Raw genomic sequence first — 16,863 nt, 5'->3', positions numbered from 1 at the left:
TGAAATAAATATTGGCATAAATGATAGCAAATTTGCTGTTGTGTGTTTTTCTTTTTGCTAAATACTTTTAACAGGTTATATTTAGTTCAAAGGAAATATTATTGGAGTTTATTATGAGTTTAACAAAGAACGAATCGGTCGATGGCACTACTTTAACAATACAAATTAAGGGCAAGTTTGATTTTAATTTAGTGCAATCTTTTCGCCAAGCCTATGCACAAATGAGCGATAAAACGGTTAAAGTTATTATCGATTTACGAGAAACCGACTATATGGACAGCTCTGCACTTGGAATGTTGCTCAATATGAAAAAAACCATTGAGGGACAAGTAAAAACAATCGAAATTAGCAACTGCCAACCACAACTAAGAAAAATACTACAAATCTCTCGTTTTGATAAAAAGTTTGATATTAGCTAATGATGCATGTGCTGATTGTAGATGACCAAGCGCTCAACCGTATTTTATTAAGTAAAATGCTTGAGCAAGAAGGTTACAAAATATCGTTTGCTTATAATGGCCTCGATGCGCTTAATGTACTTAAACGAGAAGAGATAGACATTGTTTTACTTGATGTTTTAATGCCTGTAATGGATGGCTTTGAGGCTGCTGAAAAAATAAAGCAGCTAAACAGCGAAGTTTACCTACCTATTATTTTTATTACCTCTTTAGAAGATCAGGCCAGTTTTGAGCGCTGTTTAGCCGTAGGCGGCGATGACTTTATTCATAAACCATTTGAAAAAGTTATCTTACACGCAAAAATTAAGGCCCATAGCCGCACCAGAGAGCTAAGTAAAAAAGCCAATCAGCAAAAAAAATTACTAGAATATCATCACAATCAAATTGAACGTGAACATGAGATTATTGAACATATTTTTAGTAACTCCTTGGAAAACCAAGGGAAGTTTAAAGAATACCTCGATTTTAATTTATCACCAGCATCCATGTTTAATGGCGACGTATTTTTGGTTGCACAAAGCCCAATAGGGAATTTGTACTGCATGCTGGGTGATTTTACTGGGCATGGCTTGGCTGCCGCTATAGGCGCATTACCTGTTTCACGCGTGTTTTACACTATGGTGCAAAAAGGTATGGCGGTTAACGACATTGCGTGTGAATTAAACCTATTACTATATAACTTACTCCCAGGTCATATGTTTTGCGCAGCTAATATTATTGAGCTAAGTGCATCGGGTAAAAGTGTGTCAGCTTGGCTTGGCGGCCTACCTGATGCTTACTTAATAGATAATAACGGAAACGTTAAGCAAACACTTGAGTCTCAACATATGGCACTAGGCATATTAGATGAGCAAGAATTTGAATATGAAGTTATACACTTTGAGGCGGACCCATCAACGCGCTTAGTGTTAGCAACTGACGGTATTATTGAAACAGCAAATCATAGTGATACCTTTTTTGGTGAAGAGCGCTTTTTACAGACCTTAAAAGCTAAGCCAATGATAAGCAGTGAAGACATAATACAAAGTGTAAGTAAGTTTGCGAACGGTAGCGAGCAACAAGATGATTTAAGTATTGTATTACTTAACTGCCTTCCTTTAATACCACAGGAGCAAGAACGCGAAGCGTTTTCTACTTTAGCATTTAACTTATCCTTGAGCTTAAACTCACAGCAAATAAAAAAAACAGATCCTGTATACGATGTTGTCAATATTTTAAGTAGCGTTGAAGGACTAAAAGCCCATCGTTCCAATATATTTTTGCTGCTTTCTGAGGCTTACAACAATGCGTTAGATCATGGTGTATTAGGTCTCGATTCAGAGATTAAAAAACAAGAAGATGGCTTTTTTCGGTATTACGAATTAAGAGAAGCTGCCTTAGCTAACCTTACAGGTGCAATGATTATTATTGATATGCGTTATTGCCCCGATACGCTGTGTTTATATTTTATTATTTGTGACTCAGGGCGAGGGTTTAGTAATAAACCAGGAGCTAGTGAACCTACCTTAGTGAATAATGAGTTTGGCCGAGGCCTTTCATTATTAGAAGAAATTGCCGAAAAAGTTACTTACAACGCCAGTGGAAATCAAGTTGAAATGTGCTACAAGTTGAGCTAGCTCTGTAAAAATATCCATGCTATTATCTTCGAAACTTTAGATGTATGGATGGCCAAATGATTTCTTCTTACTTAACACAAGCACAGCTAAGTGTTGATCAAAACTTAATTTCAGCTGAGCTTGAAAAGCTTGAGCTATACCTTGCTAGTAGCCCTAACACTAAGGTTTGTTGGGAATATCAAATTCCTGAGTTAGGCGAGGGCGGTGCATGTAGCTTATTTGGTTATTTACAAGACGAGCCATTCAAACTTACTGACTATATTGAAAACAATTCACAGACCGAACAAAAGCTAGCTCAGTTACAAGCTATTGTTAATTATATAGAGCAACAAACTAAAGTAGACTGGTACGGCATTTATCAGGCAACAATTACCAATGAAGGTAAGCAACTACTTAAGCTTGCTTATCATGGTGCGCCAAGTCGTCCTTTATTTCCGCTTACAGAAGCTTTTGCAGCAGGTAGCAACAATGTACAAGTTGCGCTTTCTCGAAAAGGTCGCATTATTAACAATGTTGAAAACTACTTATCTCAAGGTGGTGAGTACTATACATGCGATCCTAAAGTTAAATCTGAAACCTGCCTACCACTTTTTAACTCTCAAAATGAATGTGTAGGTATTGTGGATGCAGAAGCCTTTAGCAATGATTTTTTTGATGAAAAGACACTTGCCATTTTAATTGCATGTTGTATTAAAATTCCTCACTTTCTAGTGTAAATAACACTGGTCAACGTGATGTGCTTTTATGTTAAGCTAAGCCTAACAGCTAACCCCTAAATAACGATAAGAGATAGCCAATGTTCTCAGTATTAAAACCATTACCAACAGATCCTATTCTTGGCCTTATGGCGGCCTATAAACAAGATACAAACCCTAATAAAATTGATTTAGGCGTAGGTGTCTACAAAGATGAGCAAGGCAACACACCGGTACTTAAAGCGGTGAAAAAAGCTGAAGCGTTTCGTTTAGACAACGAAACGAGCAAATCTTACATTGGTTTAGCGGGTAACCTAGATTACTGTCAAAAAATGGAACAGTTATTATTAGGCGAGCACCAAGCTTTACTTGCTAATCGTGTACGTACAGCACAAGCACCTGGCGGTACAGGCGCACTTCGTGTAGCAGCTGAATTTATTAAGCGTTGTAACGCTGATGCAACTGTTTGGGTAACTAATCCTACTTGGGCAAACCACATCAGCTTATTTGAAGCGGCAGGTCTTACTGTTAAAGAGTACCCATACTACGATTACGAAAACAAAGATTTATTATTTGATGAGATGATCGACACGCTTAAAAAAGTGCCTAAAGGTGATGTAGTTTTAGTTCATGCATGTTGTCATAACCCAAGTGGTATGGATTTAAACGAAACTCAGTGGAATACAGTCGCTGAGCTTGCTAAAGAAGTTGGCTTTACACCACTTGTAGATATTGCGTATCAAGGTTTTGGATCTTCTCTTGAAGAGGATGCTCGTGGATTACGTATTTTAGCTGATGCAGTAGAAGAGCTCATTATTTGTTCTTCTTGCTCTAAAAACTTTGGTCTTTACCGTGAGCGTATTGGTGCATGTTCACTAATTGCTAAAGATAGCGCAACAGCAGATATATCTAACTCTGTAATGTTAAGTGTAGTACGTAGTATATATTCAATGCCGCCAGCGCATGGTGCAGATATAGTAAATACTATTTTAAGCAGCACCGAACTTACGCAAATGTGGCACTCAGAGCTTGATGAAATGCGTACGCGTATTAATGGTTTACGTAGCCTAATTAAAGAAAGCTTAGCAGCAAAAGATATTGCTCAAGACTTCTCATTTATTGAGCGCCAACATGGCATGTTTTCTTTCTTGGGCATTAATAAAGAGCAAATTGCTCGCCTGCAAAAAGAGTACGGTATCTACATTGTTGGTTCTAGCCGTGTAAACGTAGCGGGTATTAGCGATTCGAATATTGAATACTTTGCAAATGCAGTAGCTGACGTTTGTAAATAAACGTAGTTAACATAAAAAACCGCACTCCATTAATAATGGTGTGCGGTTTTTTATTAACTAAATTTAAGTTTACAGAAGTACGCATTAACCAATAGCAGGTATAACCCCAGCCATTTGCATAAATTGCGCAGTAATTATTAGCACACCACATAACCCAGCAATTAATAGCCCAGTGTTACCAGTACTTACTTTATAACCCTGTTTACTTGAGGTTTTCCGCTGCTTGTAAACCATAGCAACAGGTAAAAATATAGCTAACACGACCAATGCAATAGCTGCGTAGCCTAATGCCATAATAAAGCCTTGCGGATAAAATAGCGCAAAACCTAAAGGAGGTATAAATGTTATTAAGGCTGTTTTGATGCGGTCTGTTTTGTTATCACCTTTTTTAAACGTGTCTGCAAAAAAGTCGAATAAGCCTAAGCTAACGCCTAAAAACGATGTGGCAAGTGCAAGATCCGCAAATAGTTTAACCGCAGTTGAAACACTTGGATTATGCGCAATATTAGCTACGCTACTTACAAAACCATTTAAGCCTTCACTATTAAGTAAATCGCTTTGGCTCATAATACCTTGGCTCAATAACTGCCAAAAAATATAAATAACCAGAGGCAAAGCTGCGCCTGCAATCATTACTTTTTTAAGGGAGTTTATTTCAAGCCCTACATATTTAACAATAGAGGGAATAGATCCATGAAAGCCAAAAGATGTAAAAATAACCGGAATAGCAGAAAGTATTAGGCCTTGCTCTACAGGCATTTCTAATAAATGTTTACTTTGAACATAAGGAGTGAGCATATAAAACAAGCTAGCCAATACAACAATTTTAATTGCAAATAAAACTTGGTTCAATTTATCAACTTTACTTGTGCCCAGGGTAACAACACTTGCAATAATTACGGCAAGGATCACAGAGCCTAGCTGCGGAGCAATATCTACATCAAAGCCTATATTTATTCGTGCTTGAAGCTGCGCACCTCCACCTGCTATATACGCTGCACACAAAGCATAAAATAAAAATATCATTGAGAAGTTAGCGACGTATTGCCCTCGTTTACCTAACCACAATTTAGCAAGAGTATTTAATGTGGCATCACGGGGTGCATATTGATGTAGTTCTAGCATAAGTAATGCTGTGTAGGTCATTAATAACCAACTACCTACAATTAATGCAAGCGCAGTACTAAAGCCAAGCCCTGCTGATGCGATTGGTAGGGCAAGCATTCCTGCGCCAATAGTGGTGCCCGCAACAATTAACATGCTGCCTATTGTTTTATTTTTAAGCACTTAATTACCTTAATTATTATTAATATTTATGCACCATATAACTAGTTACTTAAATCTCAAATAGTTTTGTAATAAAAGGGCTGTATTTAAATGTAACTCTCAATTTACAACTGTATTTATTAAGCACTTGTATGCATTTAAAAGTATTAAAATAGGGTGGTGAGGGTATAATTTTATGTACGTTGTATTGCGTTATTAAACGCTAAGGATTGGCACGTGCCGGTAAAAGTATCGTATTTTTTTATGGTTCTGATTTGGTCTACTACACCACTTGGTATTGTTTGGAGTAGCGAAAGTGTGTCACCAACGCTTGCTGTTTTAATGCGTATGTTGGTGGGGCTGCTTTTAGGTGGCTTAATTGTCGCGATTACTAATATAAGAGTGCCATGGAGTAAAAAAGCCTGCTTACTCTACTTTTATTCAAGTATTGGTATTTTTGGCGGTATGTTACTGAGCTATATGGCTGCTAAAACCGTGCCTTCGGGCATTATTTCGCTTATGTTTGGCTTAGCGCCTATATTGTCTGGATTACTTGCGCAGCAATTACTTAACGAACCCAAGTTTAGCCCTATAAAGCTTGTTGCTTTAGCATGCGCATTAATAGGTTTGTATTTTGTAAGTTATAACCAAGTACAAAACTCACAAACACAAGGCTTAGGACTGCTATATGTATTTATGGCTGTGTGCTTTTTTAGTTTAAGCGGCGTGATGATCAAGCGAGTGCAGATAGCTATTCATCCAATGGCAACCACATTTGGTGCGTTGGTCTTTGTAACTCCACTCTTTTTTATTGCGTGGTGGCTATTAGATGGTGAGCTGCATGTACAAAACTGGAGTGCAAAATCATTATGGGCAATTGGTTATTTAGGAATATTTGGTTCTTTAGTGGGGGCACTTGCGTATTTTCATGTATTACAAAATTTAAATGCTAGCACCGTTGCACTTACAACGCTTATAACCCCTAGTTTTGCGCTAACACTAGGGGCATGGCTTAACAATGAGCCACTTAGCCAAGAGTTAATTATAGGGGCTGTTATTATTTTAATTAGCCTAGGCTTTTTTCAATTTGGCGATAAATATCTTAAGCGAGCTAAAAAGTTTTAACTACATTTTTTCTATTTGAATTATTAAACGACGGTTTTTGTCGCGCCCTAAAATATTGTCATTGGTATCAACAAAGCGTTTTTCACCTAAACCCGTTGTTTGTACTTTTGCTTCGTCAACGCCTAGGCTTACCATGTAATCTTTTATTGTTTTAGCGCGTTTGCGAGAAAGGTCTAAGTTATTCCAGCGACCACCGTAGCTATCTGTATACGAGTCGATACTTATAGATTCAATACTCACATCATTTTTTAGGTATTCAGCTATTTTATCTAAACGTTGTTGAGATGATTTAGTTAATTTACTGCTGTTAGATTGATAGTTCATCACCGTAAACGAAATGTCTTCAAAACTGTAAGGAAGTAACTCATCGCGGCATTGCAAAAACGCCCAATAAGCTTGTTTAAAATTTACGCTCGACATACCAACGGCAATTTTATCGGCAGAATTTTGCCAGTCCTGATAATAAAAGGTGGGGTAGTAGCCTTTCTCAAGCTCAGTTAACATCTCCCAAGCTGTTTTATTGCCTAGTTCACCGTCAAACTTTTTTAGTAGTTTCATGTTCGCTATATCACGAGCGGGCATACCTGCTCGCCATGTTGGCGGCACTGCTTTTAGCCCTGCAATTGAATAGTTTTCAGGGCGTACAACCATATCTAAATTAAAGGTTAGGTTTTTGTTTTTGCTTGCAGAGGCTTTAAATATAGCTTCACCGTAATAAGGAACCTCATGATTTAGCTGGCATTGCAAGCGTGTTGTTTTTACAACTTCCCAATTGGAGTTATCTTGGGTTGCAGTATATTGGCGCATAGCTGCGTGCGAATGAGCAGCACTCACTAAAGCACTTACGCTAAGGCTAATAAATAACAACTTACACTTCATGGACGTTCTCCAACTCTGGTATGCCAAAAGTTTGGCAAATTAACTGCTTAAAAGGTGAGTTTTTAGCAAACAAACTTAACAGCTTAGGTAAAGCAAGTTATGTGCCTACAATTATAAAGCAATAAATCCTTGAACCCCCTAGCCTAGAGGGCATCAATTTTGACATAATAGTCAGCTTACACCCATAAACCAAGAAGACTATGGCAAATACTGAGCAAACACTTTTCGCAAAACGCTTTCGTGGATTTTTTCCTGTTGTAATTGATGTTGAAACCGCAGGTTTTAACAAGCAAACAGATGCCCTGTTAGAAATAGCAGTGTCTGTATTAAAAATGGATGACGAAGGGTTGCTCAGCATAGATCATACCGTGCATTTTCATGTGCAGCCTTTTGAAGGCGCGAATATAGAGCAAGCCGCCATCGACTTTAACGGAATTGACCCTTTTAGCCCGCTGCGAGGCGCAGTACCAGAAGAAGAAGCAATTAAAGAAATTTGTAAAGTGGTTCGCAAAGCTCAAAAAGCTGCCGGGTGCCAGCGCTCGGTTGTTGTAGCACATAATGCTGCATTCGATCATGGCTTTTTAAATGCAGCCATTGAGCGTAATAATATTAAACGTACGCCGTTTCACCCATTTGTAAGCTTTGATACAACCTCACTAGCAGGCTTAGCGCTTGGGCAAACAGTTCTTGCTAAAGCTTGTAGGGCCGCAGGAATTGAATTTGATAATAGCCAAGCGCATTCAGCACTTTACGATACAGAGCGCACCGCAGAGCTTTATTGTTTAATCGTTAATAGGTGGCAGCAATTAGGTGGCTGGCCGCTTGCGCCACTTCCAGAAAGTGACGCACAAGATAGCACTTCAGATGGTGAAGAAGCTAAAACGACTGAGTAATTTTACCCTCAGTGAGTTTAACCAAATGGGGCGGGTAAATACGCGAAAACTGTTTTGAATCTTTTGCTATTTTGAGCTCCACACCTGGATGCATTATTTCATTTACTTTTAAACGACTTGCTGCCAACAATTGTGTTATTTTTCTTTTAACCAATAATTTTTGGCGCTGAACATGAGCAGAACGCGTTTTTATTTGCTGTTCATTAACGATTATTTTGTCTAAAAAAAGCTGGCGTTGATCTGCCGCTGGCATTTTACTCGCTTTCTCTCGCGCCTTTTGCAAAGCTGTTATTTTAGTTGCAAGCAACTTTTCAAAGTCAGTAATTTGCGACTGCTTTTCACGTAATTCAAACCAGTTTTGCGCCAAAAAAACACGTGTTTTAGTGCCCGCAGGTGCCCCAAGCTCTCCTGTTTCAATTCGCATGGCATCTAAAATACTGCCACCGATTATTTTCCCACGAGGGTTGCCAGCTTTACCTACGCGTATTAATCGCCTTGCACTTAAATTACAGTGAAGTGCTTGGCGTTCAATAAATAAATCTTGTTCTGTTTTTATATGGCAGTATTGGGCGTAGCCAATCGAAATAGTACGAGTTGCCGTTATACTGCAGGTGAAATCGTCATCGTTTTCACGTTTACGGCCAATAGCTCCCAGCATTATTGTAACGGCACTATTGCTCTGAACTGTGCCCGACTCAACAAAGCCAAGTACAGTAATATCGCCATTGGCTTTTACATGCATACCATCTTTAATATCACCGCTTATAATCACACTGCCGTCAAAATCAACATGGCCGGTGCTTACATCTACGTTATCAAAGCATAAAACATCATCAACACGCATACCACGGGGCAAAGCAACGGGTACACCTTTGCAATCTGCAATGAGCATATTTGGATTTTTTGGGTCAATTTTAGTGCCTTCAAAAGGCTGTAACTGATGCTCTTTACCTGGTTTTGCAGCAATTATGTCACCAAAAACCGTATAGCCATCTTCACCAGGGGTAGCGGCAACGCGCTGCATTAATGGCGTACCAGGTTTTACTGTGATAATTGCACCAAGGTTCTTCATATCAACCTTGCCGCCTTCTTTCGCTTGTGGGCTTAGTACTCTATCTTGAGCGGTAGAGCATAAACGCACAAACTTGGCATCGCTCCCTTCTTTAGGGTTACGGCCGTGGGCAATAATAGCGCTATATGAAGTGCCTGAAGGCTGCTCAAATTGTTGGCCTAAAAAGGTATCAAGCGCACGAGGGCTAATACCTTTTTTTACACCTGCTTTAGCAAGTGCTTTTTGTGCACCCTCCATAGAAAATAATGCACCTCCCTTTGCCGTTGTAATTGTTGCCTCTGCAACCATATTTTTTTCATCAACATTAATAATAATTGATGCATCAACTGCTTTAGCAACAATAAGAGATACTTCTTGATAGTTTTTAGTAGGCGCAAAAAGTTTACCTATATTAGCTGAAATTGTTTCGTATTCACTAAATTCAGATTGCTCCAACATCTCAACTAGTTGAGTACTTGTAACAGGAAAGCCACTATCAATAGGGTGTTTTAGTAAAGATACACACCCAGTATTTTTATCTAATGAAAAAACCGACATTTATTAATTCCCTACAAATTATGCCTGTTATTATTTTTTATTTATTACAACTAAAGTTTTAGCTTACGCAAAAAACCTAACTTCCTATTTGAGCACAAGTTAAACGTTTTGTTAAGCAAATGTTTATAGCAAGTTTATTGAAAACTATCAGGTTGGGTGTTTAATGCGCAGTCGACACACATAAATAAAATAAAGCAACGCTAGCCCTTGAGTATCAGTACTTTACTCAGTTATACTGCTTGCACGCTCTGAATGAGTTTACTAATTCAGGGGCTGATTAGGATTCGACGGAATTCAAGAAGCCCAAGGTGCATGTCGAGGTGCGGTTTGCCTCGTAAAAAAGCCGCAATCTAAAGTAATCGCAAACGACGATAACTACTCTCTAGCAGCTTAGGCTGGCTAGCGCTCCTTCTATGTATTCTTGTGGACTAGATTTTGGAGTGTCACCCTAACACCTGATCGCGACGGAAACCCTGGCCGGGGTTGAAGCGTTAAAACTAAGCGGCCTCGCCTTTACTTACCGTGTTTGTCCGGGACTTAAAGGTTAATTAAATGACAATACTAAACATGTAGTACCGACGGTCGAGGCTTTTCGGACGGGGGTTCAAATCCCCCCAGCTCCACCAATAACGGTTTTTAAATTCGTTAGTTTAAAAACCATAAAAACCCGCAACTTGAGCAATCAGGTTGCGGGTTTTTTTATGAATATAGTTTTACTGAAACTGATTGCTTACTGTACAAATTTAGTTTTTAGTTGCTATTTTAATATGTGAGATTTGATACCAAAGCAGTGCATTATAATTTTTAACTGTTTTTTATAGCGCGTAGTTTCATTTTTATAGCTATCACAAAAATGCTCAATAGAGAAAGTAAGCTTATTAACAGCGTTAAACTTAATATTGGGTTGCCTTTTGCTGGTGGTTCGCTTTTGGTATTTGGCTTATCGGTACTCTGGTGTTGCCTAATATAACTTTGGCTTATCCAATCTACGGCGTTAATCCAGTGTATTTTAGCAGAGTCGTCGCTCTGAAGAGCGCTCATTTTATGTGAGTCGTTATCTAGATTTTTTGCAAGTAGAATGAGCTGTTTCCAGAATTCATTTTTTGGCCCTAAATCGTCTATTTCTTGAAGGTGTTGCTGTAACTTATCTCCGCCCATGGCGTTTACATTTGCTTGGCCTAGAGTTTTTGCATAGCTATTTATATGTGCAGAAAACTTACTAAAGTATTCATTATTTTCTGTTGAATCTGTTTTAGTACCTTGCTCAGCGATAGCTATTTGGGGTTGATGCTTAGTGCTATTTTGCTCATTTAAAAATAGCTTGTATTGTTGATAACTTAATTTACTTTGCACTGACTCATCAGAAGTAAATGTACTTTTAATAACGGTGTAACTAGTGCTTAAGCCAAATAAAGTAACAATAAAAAGCGCTAAATAGCACAAATATAATGCGCTTTTTAGCGTGTTACTAAGTAGCCTTGTTTTAACATTTGTTTGCTCAAAAACAGTGTTTAGTTGTGCTTTTTTACTTTGTACTGCGCTATTTTCATCGTTAGTTTTTACAGGAACTTTTTTATCGTTGTTTTGAATGTGCTTGGGGCAAACTAGTTGACTGTTTTGTGATTGAATAACAGGAGCTGTACGCTCTGGCTCTACTTTAGTTATTAAGCCGAGCTTTTTTAATGATGACTCCGTTTTAACAGCATCAATACTTGTTAAGTCTTTTTTTAAAGCATAAGACTTACCATCAAATAACTGAATGACGATGTCATGAGGGATCTTTAAAAACTGGCTAAGCTGTTCTTGAACAGAAGTAATATCAGCATCTTGATGTAACTGGCCATTAAAAATAATTTTAAATGTAGCGCTCACGTTAGTTTCCTAGTGTAACTCCTTGTTGGAGTGTTTTTTTTATTTTTATACACCCGCTTAATTTAACAGATAAACATAACCCTTACTACGTCCATACTCATGATTTTTACTTAAAAAATTTACTGGCAGCGTTAAGGTTTTTAATGCCAGTTATCTATTTATAGATTAGTTAGTGGGGTTACTGATTGTTTTATAGTGTTGGTGGGTTTGCTTTGTGTTGGCTGTGTTGGCTGTGTTGGCTGTGTTGCTTTATCTAATAATGTCTCTAGTGGTTTGTTTCTTACACACATGAGTATGTTATTCATTGCTTGGCATGTGCCTGATGCTTTTTTATTGTGTGTTGTATAGCTGCATTCTTGATTTACAGCTTTTTCTTCACATGCTTGCCAAGGCGCACTTGAGCCATGACCTGCGTGGCTTATTACTGAGCATGACGTGATTAATAAAAAGCACGCTGATAAATTTTTAAATATTTTCATAGTTATCTCACTTAATTCCTTGGTAACAGGTTAGCGGGCGATGGCCCCTTTAAAGCAGCCAATAAACATATTTTCAGCTACGCCTGCTGCATGGTAGTGGTAACCGCGGGTGTCGTCAGAGTGGCCTCGACATTCATCTAAATCTGTTGGCTCTGTGTTGTCTTCGTTAAGCATTCCAAATATGCCAAAACCATCGAGAGCGTAGCCCATCATAGCTGCGTGACCATCAGATTGAATTTGTGTTTGGCTACACCCCGCCTCACCATGATAGTGATAACCAGCCACTAAGTTAATGTGGCCTGCGCAATCATCAAAGGCGGCAATTGTATAAGCACCTAAAATAGCATCTACAGGAGCAGGGGCTGCGAGCACTACACCGTTTAGTGCAACACCTACATTTGTATTGCCAATACTGTTATTTTGAGTTGAAGCAACGGGCGTGATTGGTATTAAAAAAGATTCAGAAATACCGCCATCAACATAGTCAATAGAGCACTCTACGCAGTGGTTTTGATATTGTTCTTCTACGTCAGGTCTTGCTGCACCGTCACATGACTCTTGCGTGTCGGTTACATTTACAAGCCCAGTTCCTTCGTCATAAAGCTGCCAATGGCTATCGTTATACAAAGTAGGTAGGTTTAAAATAAAGTCGCCAGTAATATCGTAAACCTCACCGCCGCCATCAAACCAGATCCCAGCCTCGTCTGCTGTAGAGGTTATATTTTTGGGGCAAAATACGCCAATTTCATAATTAGAGGGAGCGCCAGCAATATCAATCTTATAGCAAGAAGCCTCGTCGCCATTACTCAGTGTGCATGTTTGAGTGCTTATTGATGAGATAAGCGCATCACTTTCAAAGTTAAATGGATCAACCTCTACAATAAGATCAGTTGAGGCTTCAGTGGTGGTATCGTCTGTAGTTGTTGTATCACTAAGTGTTGTGCTGTCGGTACTACCGCCATTACAAGCTGCCAAGCTTAGAAAAGTTAAAAGTAATGTAACTAGCTTTAAGACATGCGTGTTGAATTTGCTCATTAAATATATCCGGTAATGAAATTGATTGTATAATATTTGTTAAATGTGCAAAAAAAGTGCAAAAACCTCGCAACATAGCACATGGCTAGATTAAGGCCGATGATTGGAATATTTTAGTACCGTTTCATTTTTGGATTAGTGAAGTTAATGGGTGTGCTTTACGGTTAATTAGCAGGAAGTTAATTAGCAGATAATTGGGTAGGGAAGTGAATTAGCAATTGCTTCGCTAAAAGTAGCGAAGCAATTGCAATTTAAACGTTTATTTAACCGCTGCTTTAATAGGTTTGTCGCCATCAAATAGCTCAAAAATACGGTTACTATTAAATGAGTTTGTAGCTATGTGTAGCAATGCATTGGCTACATTTTCGCGACTAATTTTAGCTTTTGAACGATCGTTAGGGCGCTCTGTTGTTACTTCCAATGAGGCACTTTCGTCGGTTAACGTTCCCGGGCGGACAATTGTATAATTTAAACCGCTGTGAATTAAATGTTCATCAGCCATATGTTTTGCAACTAAATAGGGTTTCAAGTCGCTTTTTATTGCATCAGGATCGTCTGCTCCAATAGAGCTGACCATAATAAAGTGTTTTACACCGTGCTCTTTAGAATAAGTTGCCGCTTTAGTAGCTGCCCACAAATCAATAAGTACGGTTTTATCTGTACCTGTACTTCCACCAGAACCTGCAGCAAAAATAACCTGGTCACAGCCATTAACTGCATTTGAAAAGTCACCTTCTAAGTCTTGTTCAACAATACTTAAAAATGGGCTATCTAAATCACTCAGTTTGCTTTTGTCTCTTACAAGTGCAACAACATTTTGCTCGTTTTTTAAAAGTAGCTCGGTAGCCATTTTACCAATTTGACCACTTGCGCCAATAATTAAAGTCTTACTCATAATTAACTCCTTCTCAATATAGTGTAAAAGTTGTTTGTACAAATAGACCTTGGGGTAGGGGATTATTTTTAAAGGGTAAAATGAGGTTTAAATGAGCTAATTTTAAAAAACATGATAATTAAAAGTTATTACTTAACTGGGTATTAAAATTAGCTATTTTTAAGGCGTTTTTTAGAACTTTTTATTCGATCATTATACTAACTTCGGTCACATAATTATGGTGGTATAAGCTAATTCGTACACTGCGTTCTTGGTAGTTATAATAAAGGGTTTTGTAGGTATTATTACCTTTACTTTTTATTGGCTCACCTAATGCCTGCAAATAAAACTGTGATATAGCCTCGATTGATGATGCTAAATAGCCAGTGCGCACCATGGGGTATTCGTTTGTAACATCCAAAGTTGTAACAAACTCATCTGGCAGGGGGATTTGTGTAACGTCTTGGCTCATTGCGCTAAATGGTAAAATACACATTAGCGATATTACAAAGGTGAATATTTTCATGGGAGTCCTTTTAAGTGAGTAAATTCCTTTTACAGGCACTATTTTACGTAAAATTACGGTGATGTCATTTAAATTTTATTACGTATTAAATCACGAACAATAAATCGTGCAGGGTGAATCGCTTGGCTTACGCGCTCACTTAAAGGGCGAGGTTCGTTGTTTAAACAACTAATAAAGTGCTCACTCAACAGTGGTGCGCTACATAATGCACGAGCGCCAAACCCTGTAAAAATATGCAGGCCTTGTTGTGGCTTATTTAGTGCGTGATATTGATAGCGTTTACCTAAGCGTAAGTTTGCAAATGCGGTTGTGTAATCGCTTGGCTCGCACCACTGACCAGCCATAGGAAGGTGGTCGATAAATGTGCAGCGCACAGCCGCTTTAGCTGATGTTATTTTTCCTAGCGTGGTTGCAAAATCGCATTGCTGATAAAAGCTAAGCAGCTGCTTATGATTTAGTTGGTTGTCTTGCTCTGTAACCGCTCTGCTTTTAGTGTTTTTTTCAAATGTTGCTCCCATACAATGGCTATCTAAATATGCAGGGGTAAAGTAACCTTTATGGCACAGAACCGTTTTAAGCTTGCTTGACTGCTTACTCGCTTGTATGTGCGATACTTGGCCTCTAACGCCTACAATGGGAAGTGCTTTGGTTTGCTCAAATGCATCGCTGTGCTCTCCAGCGCAAATAATTACATCGCTAAATGGGCCAAATTTCTGATTGTTACTGATTAAATACCAACCCTCATCTGATTTATTTATTTGCTCAATATTACAGTTAAACATGCTATTAAATGGCGTTAGGTTATTTGCGGCTTTTAACATTACATCAACGAGTTGCACAGGGTTAACCCAGCCACCGTTTTCAAAAAATACGCCAGAGTAACCAGCTTCTACACCTGCTATTTTATCGCCTTGTTCGGCAGTGACACTGCGCATTAGCTGCTCGGGCCAAAGTTGTTTTTGCTCTAAATTTTCGTGTTTCTCGGCTAAGGGCTTTTTTACTGCATGCTGTAATACACCGCACCAATCGTGATCAAAACTAAACCCATCTGTACATAATTGATTATAAAAACGTTTGCCATACAAAAAGCTATGAGCAAATAACTCACTATGTGGTGAGTTTTTAGCTTGTAAATGAGGATACACAGCACCTTGTACATTGTGTGATGCGCCCATAGCAGGTTTTTCATCTTGGCAAAACAGTGTGCTTGAAATACCGCGCTTAGCTAAGCTATATAAAATGCAGCTGCTGGCTATACCTCCGCCTATTATTGCCACATTTTTAAGTTCGCTGGTGTCTTGGTTAAAATATGCAGGGGATGATTGCTGACTATTTGGCGTTGCTAGAAAGCCCGTTAGCATTTCGCGTTTACGAGCAAAGCCTTTAGCTTTTTGCATTGTAAAGCCTGCTTCAATAAGCCCTCTGCGCACAAACCCTGCGGCGGTAAATGTTGCAAGCGTTGCAGACTCGCGCGAAATATCAACCATTGCATTAAACACACTTTGTTGCCACATATCAGGGTTTTTACTTGGTGCAAAGCCATCTAAATACCACGCATCTACTACTCCTGCTTGCGGATAGCTCATCGCGTTTATTGAATCAAGTACATCGCCAAAGTATAAATCGAGTGTAACTTGCCCGTTATTAAATTCTATACGGTGGCAGCCTTGTAAATTAATAGGGTAATTTATCGTTAGCTGATCGCTCAAATGACTTAAAGTAGGCCAAGCGGTGAGTGCTTGTTTTAAGTCATTTACTGTAAGCGGAAATTTTTCAAATGAAATAAAATGCAGACGTTTTACACTTTTATCACATTCATTTTGAACTTGCATACGTTCTAAGTGGTCATTAAAGCATTGCCATGTATTTAAAAAATTTAAGCCTGTGCCAAAACCGGTTTCGGCAATAACAAAATGCGATTGGTCATGATTTTGTAACCGTGACTCTATATTGTTTTGTTGATAAAACACATAATGGGATTCGGCAAGGCCATCGTCATTAGAAAAATAAACATCGTCAAAGTTGTCGGCTACGGGTGTGCCCAAATTATTAAAGTGTATTTTGGCGTTTTTTATCATGACTTATTACATTTATAGAGTGTATTTTTTGATTATTTTACGGGTTTTCTTTGAAATAGTCTGGCGTTATTTATAAGCTATAACTTCAGAGTACAAGTGTACGCTAGAAAGCTGACCACTTAGCGATTAAAATCAGCGTAAAATAGAACACAATTTAGTATTAAGC

Annotated in this window: 15 protein-coding genes and 1 other RNA gene; 7 read left to right on the top strand and 9 right to left on the bottom strand. The window is 38.5% G+C overall.

Annotation, left to right across the window (positions count from 1 at the left end):
* Positions 1 to 113: 113 nt before the first annotated feature.
* The 4 genes from ALFOR1_RS11770 (at position 114) to ALFOR1_RS11755 (ending at position 4,061) form a co-directional block, all read left to right on the top strand.
* Positions 114 to 419, top strand: a complete 306-nt coding sequence (locus ALFOR1_RS11770; RefSeq protein ID WP_058548726.1) for an STAS domain-containing protein — start codon at positions 114 to 116, stop codon at positions 417 to 419.
* The gene (locus ALFOR1_RS11765; RefSeq protein WP_104643085.1) at positions 419 to 2,074 is read left to right on the top strand and encodes a fused response regulator/phosphatase; all 1,656 of its coding nucleotides are present in this window, start codon (positions 419 to 421) and stop codon (positions 2,072 to 2,074) included. Before ALFOR1_RS11770 ends, ALFOR1_RS11765 begins: the two co-directional genes overlap by 1 nt.
* 56 nt (positions 2,075 to 2,130) lie before the next feature.
* On the top strand, positions 2,131 to 2,790 hold the full coding sequence (locus tag ALFOR1_RS11760; RefSeq protein ID WP_104643084.1) for a GAF domain-containing protein: 660 nt from the start codon (positions 2,131 to 2,133) through the stop codon (positions 2,788 to 2,790).
* 80 nt (positions 2,791 to 2,870) lie between these two features.
* Complete coding sequence (locus ALFOR1_RS11755; protein WP_058548495.1) at positions 2,871 to 4,061, top strand: amino acid aminotransferase; 1,191 nt, start codon at positions 2,871 to 2,873, stop codon at positions 4,059 to 4,061.
* An 84-nt stretch (positions 4,062 to 4,145) separates the two neighbouring features.
* Here ALFOR1_RS11755 and ALFOR1_RS11750 read toward each other — a convergent pair whose 3' ends face one another.
* The gene (locus tag ALFOR1_RS11750) at positions 4,146 to 5,348 is read right to left on the bottom strand and encodes an aromatic amino acid transport family protein (RefSeq protein ID WP_104643083.1); all 1,203 of its coding nucleotides are present in this window, start codon (positions 5,346 to 5,348) and stop codon (positions 4,146 to 4,148) included.
* A gap of 216 nt (positions 5,349 to 5,564) precedes the next feature.
* Between ALFOR1_RS11750 and ALFOR1_RS11745 the strand changes: the two genes are divergently transcribed.
* Positions 5,565 to 6,452, top strand: a complete 888-nt coding sequence (locus tag ALFOR1_RS11745) for a DMT family transporter (RefSeq protein WP_104643082.1) — start codon at positions 5,565 to 5,567, stop codon at positions 6,450 to 6,452.
* On the opposite strand, the gene ALFOR1_RS11740 is transcribed toward ALFOR1_RS11745, so the two are convergent.
* The gene (locus ALFOR1_RS11740; protein ID WP_104643081.1) at positions 6,453 to 7,331 is read right to left on the bottom strand and encodes a flagellar protein MotY; all 879 of its coding nucleotides are present in this window, start codon (positions 7,329 to 7,331) and stop codon (positions 6,453 to 6,455) included.
* A 200-nt stretch (positions 7,332 to 7,531) separates the two neighbouring features.
* Between ALFOR1_RS11740 and rnt the strand changes: the two genes are divergently transcribed.
* Positions 7,532 to 8,224 (top strand): ribonuclease T, encoded by a 693-nt coding sequence (rnt, locus tag ALFOR1_RS11735; protein ID WP_058548492.1) that lies wholly within the window; start codon positions 7,532 to 7,534, stop codon positions 8,222 to 8,224.
* Here rnt and ALFOR1_RS11730 read toward each other — a convergent pair.
* Positions 8,208 to 9,833, bottom strand: a complete 1,626-nt coding sequence (locus ALFOR1_RS11730) for a DUF342 domain-containing protein (protein WP_058548491.1) — start codon at positions 9,831 to 9,833, stop codon at positions 8,208 to 8,210. The genes rnt and ALFOR1_RS11730 overlap by 17 nt on opposite strands.
* A 269-nt stretch (positions 9,834 to 10,102) precedes the next feature.
* Between ALFOR1_RS11730 and ssrA the strand changes: the two genes are divergently transcribed.
* Positions 10,103 to 10,459, top strand: a transfer-messenger RNA (tmRNA) gene (ssrA, locus tag ALFOR1_RS11725).
* Between the two features lie 178 nt (positions 10,460 to 10,637).
* Here ssrA and ALFOR1_RS11720 read toward each other — a convergent pair.
* The 6 genes from ALFOR1_RS11720 to mnmC all read right to left on the bottom strand — a co-directional run bounded on the left by ALFOR1_RS11720 (position 10,638) and on the right by mnmC (position 16,697).
* Positions 10,638 to 11,705: a hypothetical protein gene (locus tag ALFOR1_RS11720; RefSeq protein ID WP_104643080.1), complete on the bottom strand. Its 1,068-nt coding sequence runs from the start codon at positions 11,703 to 11,705 to the stop codon at positions 10,638 to 10,640.
* A gap of 158 nt (positions 11,706 to 11,863) precedes the next feature.
* Positions 11,864 to 12,184 (bottom strand): hypothetical protein, encoded by a 321-nt coding sequence (locus tag ALFOR1_RS11715; protein ID WP_227006946.1) that lies wholly within the window; start codon positions 12,182 to 12,184, stop codon positions 11,864 to 11,866.
* Positions 12,185 to 12,214: 30 nt separating this feature from the next.
* The gene (locus ALFOR1_RS11710) at positions 12,215 to 13,219 is read right to left on the bottom strand and encodes a YHYH protein (RefSeq protein ID WP_104643079.1); all 1,005 of its coding nucleotides are present in this window, start codon (positions 13,217 to 13,219) and stop codon (positions 12,215 to 12,217) included.
* Positions 13,220 to 13,478: 259 nt separating this feature from the next.
* Positions 13,479 to 14,114, bottom strand: a complete 636-nt coding sequence (locus tag ALFOR1_RS11705) for an NAD(P)-binding oxidoreductase (protein WP_104643078.1) — start codon at positions 14,112 to 14,114, stop codon at positions 13,479 to 13,481.
* A gap of 181 nt (positions 14,115 to 14,295) precedes the next feature.
* Positions 14,296 to 14,619 (bottom strand): hypothetical protein, encoded by a 324-nt coding sequence (locus ALFOR1_RS11700; protein ID WP_104643077.1) that lies wholly within the window; start codon positions 14,617 to 14,619, stop codon positions 14,296 to 14,298.
* Between the two features lie 68 nt (positions 14,620 to 14,687).
* Positions 14,688 to 16,697 carry a bifunctional tRNA (5-methylaminomethyl-2-thiouridine)(34)-methyltransferase MnmD/FAD-dependent 5-carboxymethylaminomethyl-2-thiouridine(34) oxidoreductase MnmC gene (gene mnmC / locus ALFOR1_RS11695; protein WP_104643076.1) on the bottom strand — a complete coding sequence of 670 codons (2,010 nt, stop codon included), beginning with the start codon at positions 16,695 to 16,697 and terminating at the stop codon, positions 14,688 to 14,690.
* Between the last annotated feature and the right edge of the window lie 166 nt (positions 16,698 to 16,863).

The organism is Pseudoalteromonas carrageenovora IAM 12662 (assembly GCF_900239935.1).
Classification (GTDB): domain Bacteria; phylum Pseudomonadota; class Gammaproteobacteria; order Enterobacterales; family Alteromonadaceae; genus Pseudoalteromonas; species Pseudoalteromonas carrageenovora.
This window is presented reverse-complemented; position numbering and strand designations above follow the sequence as displayed.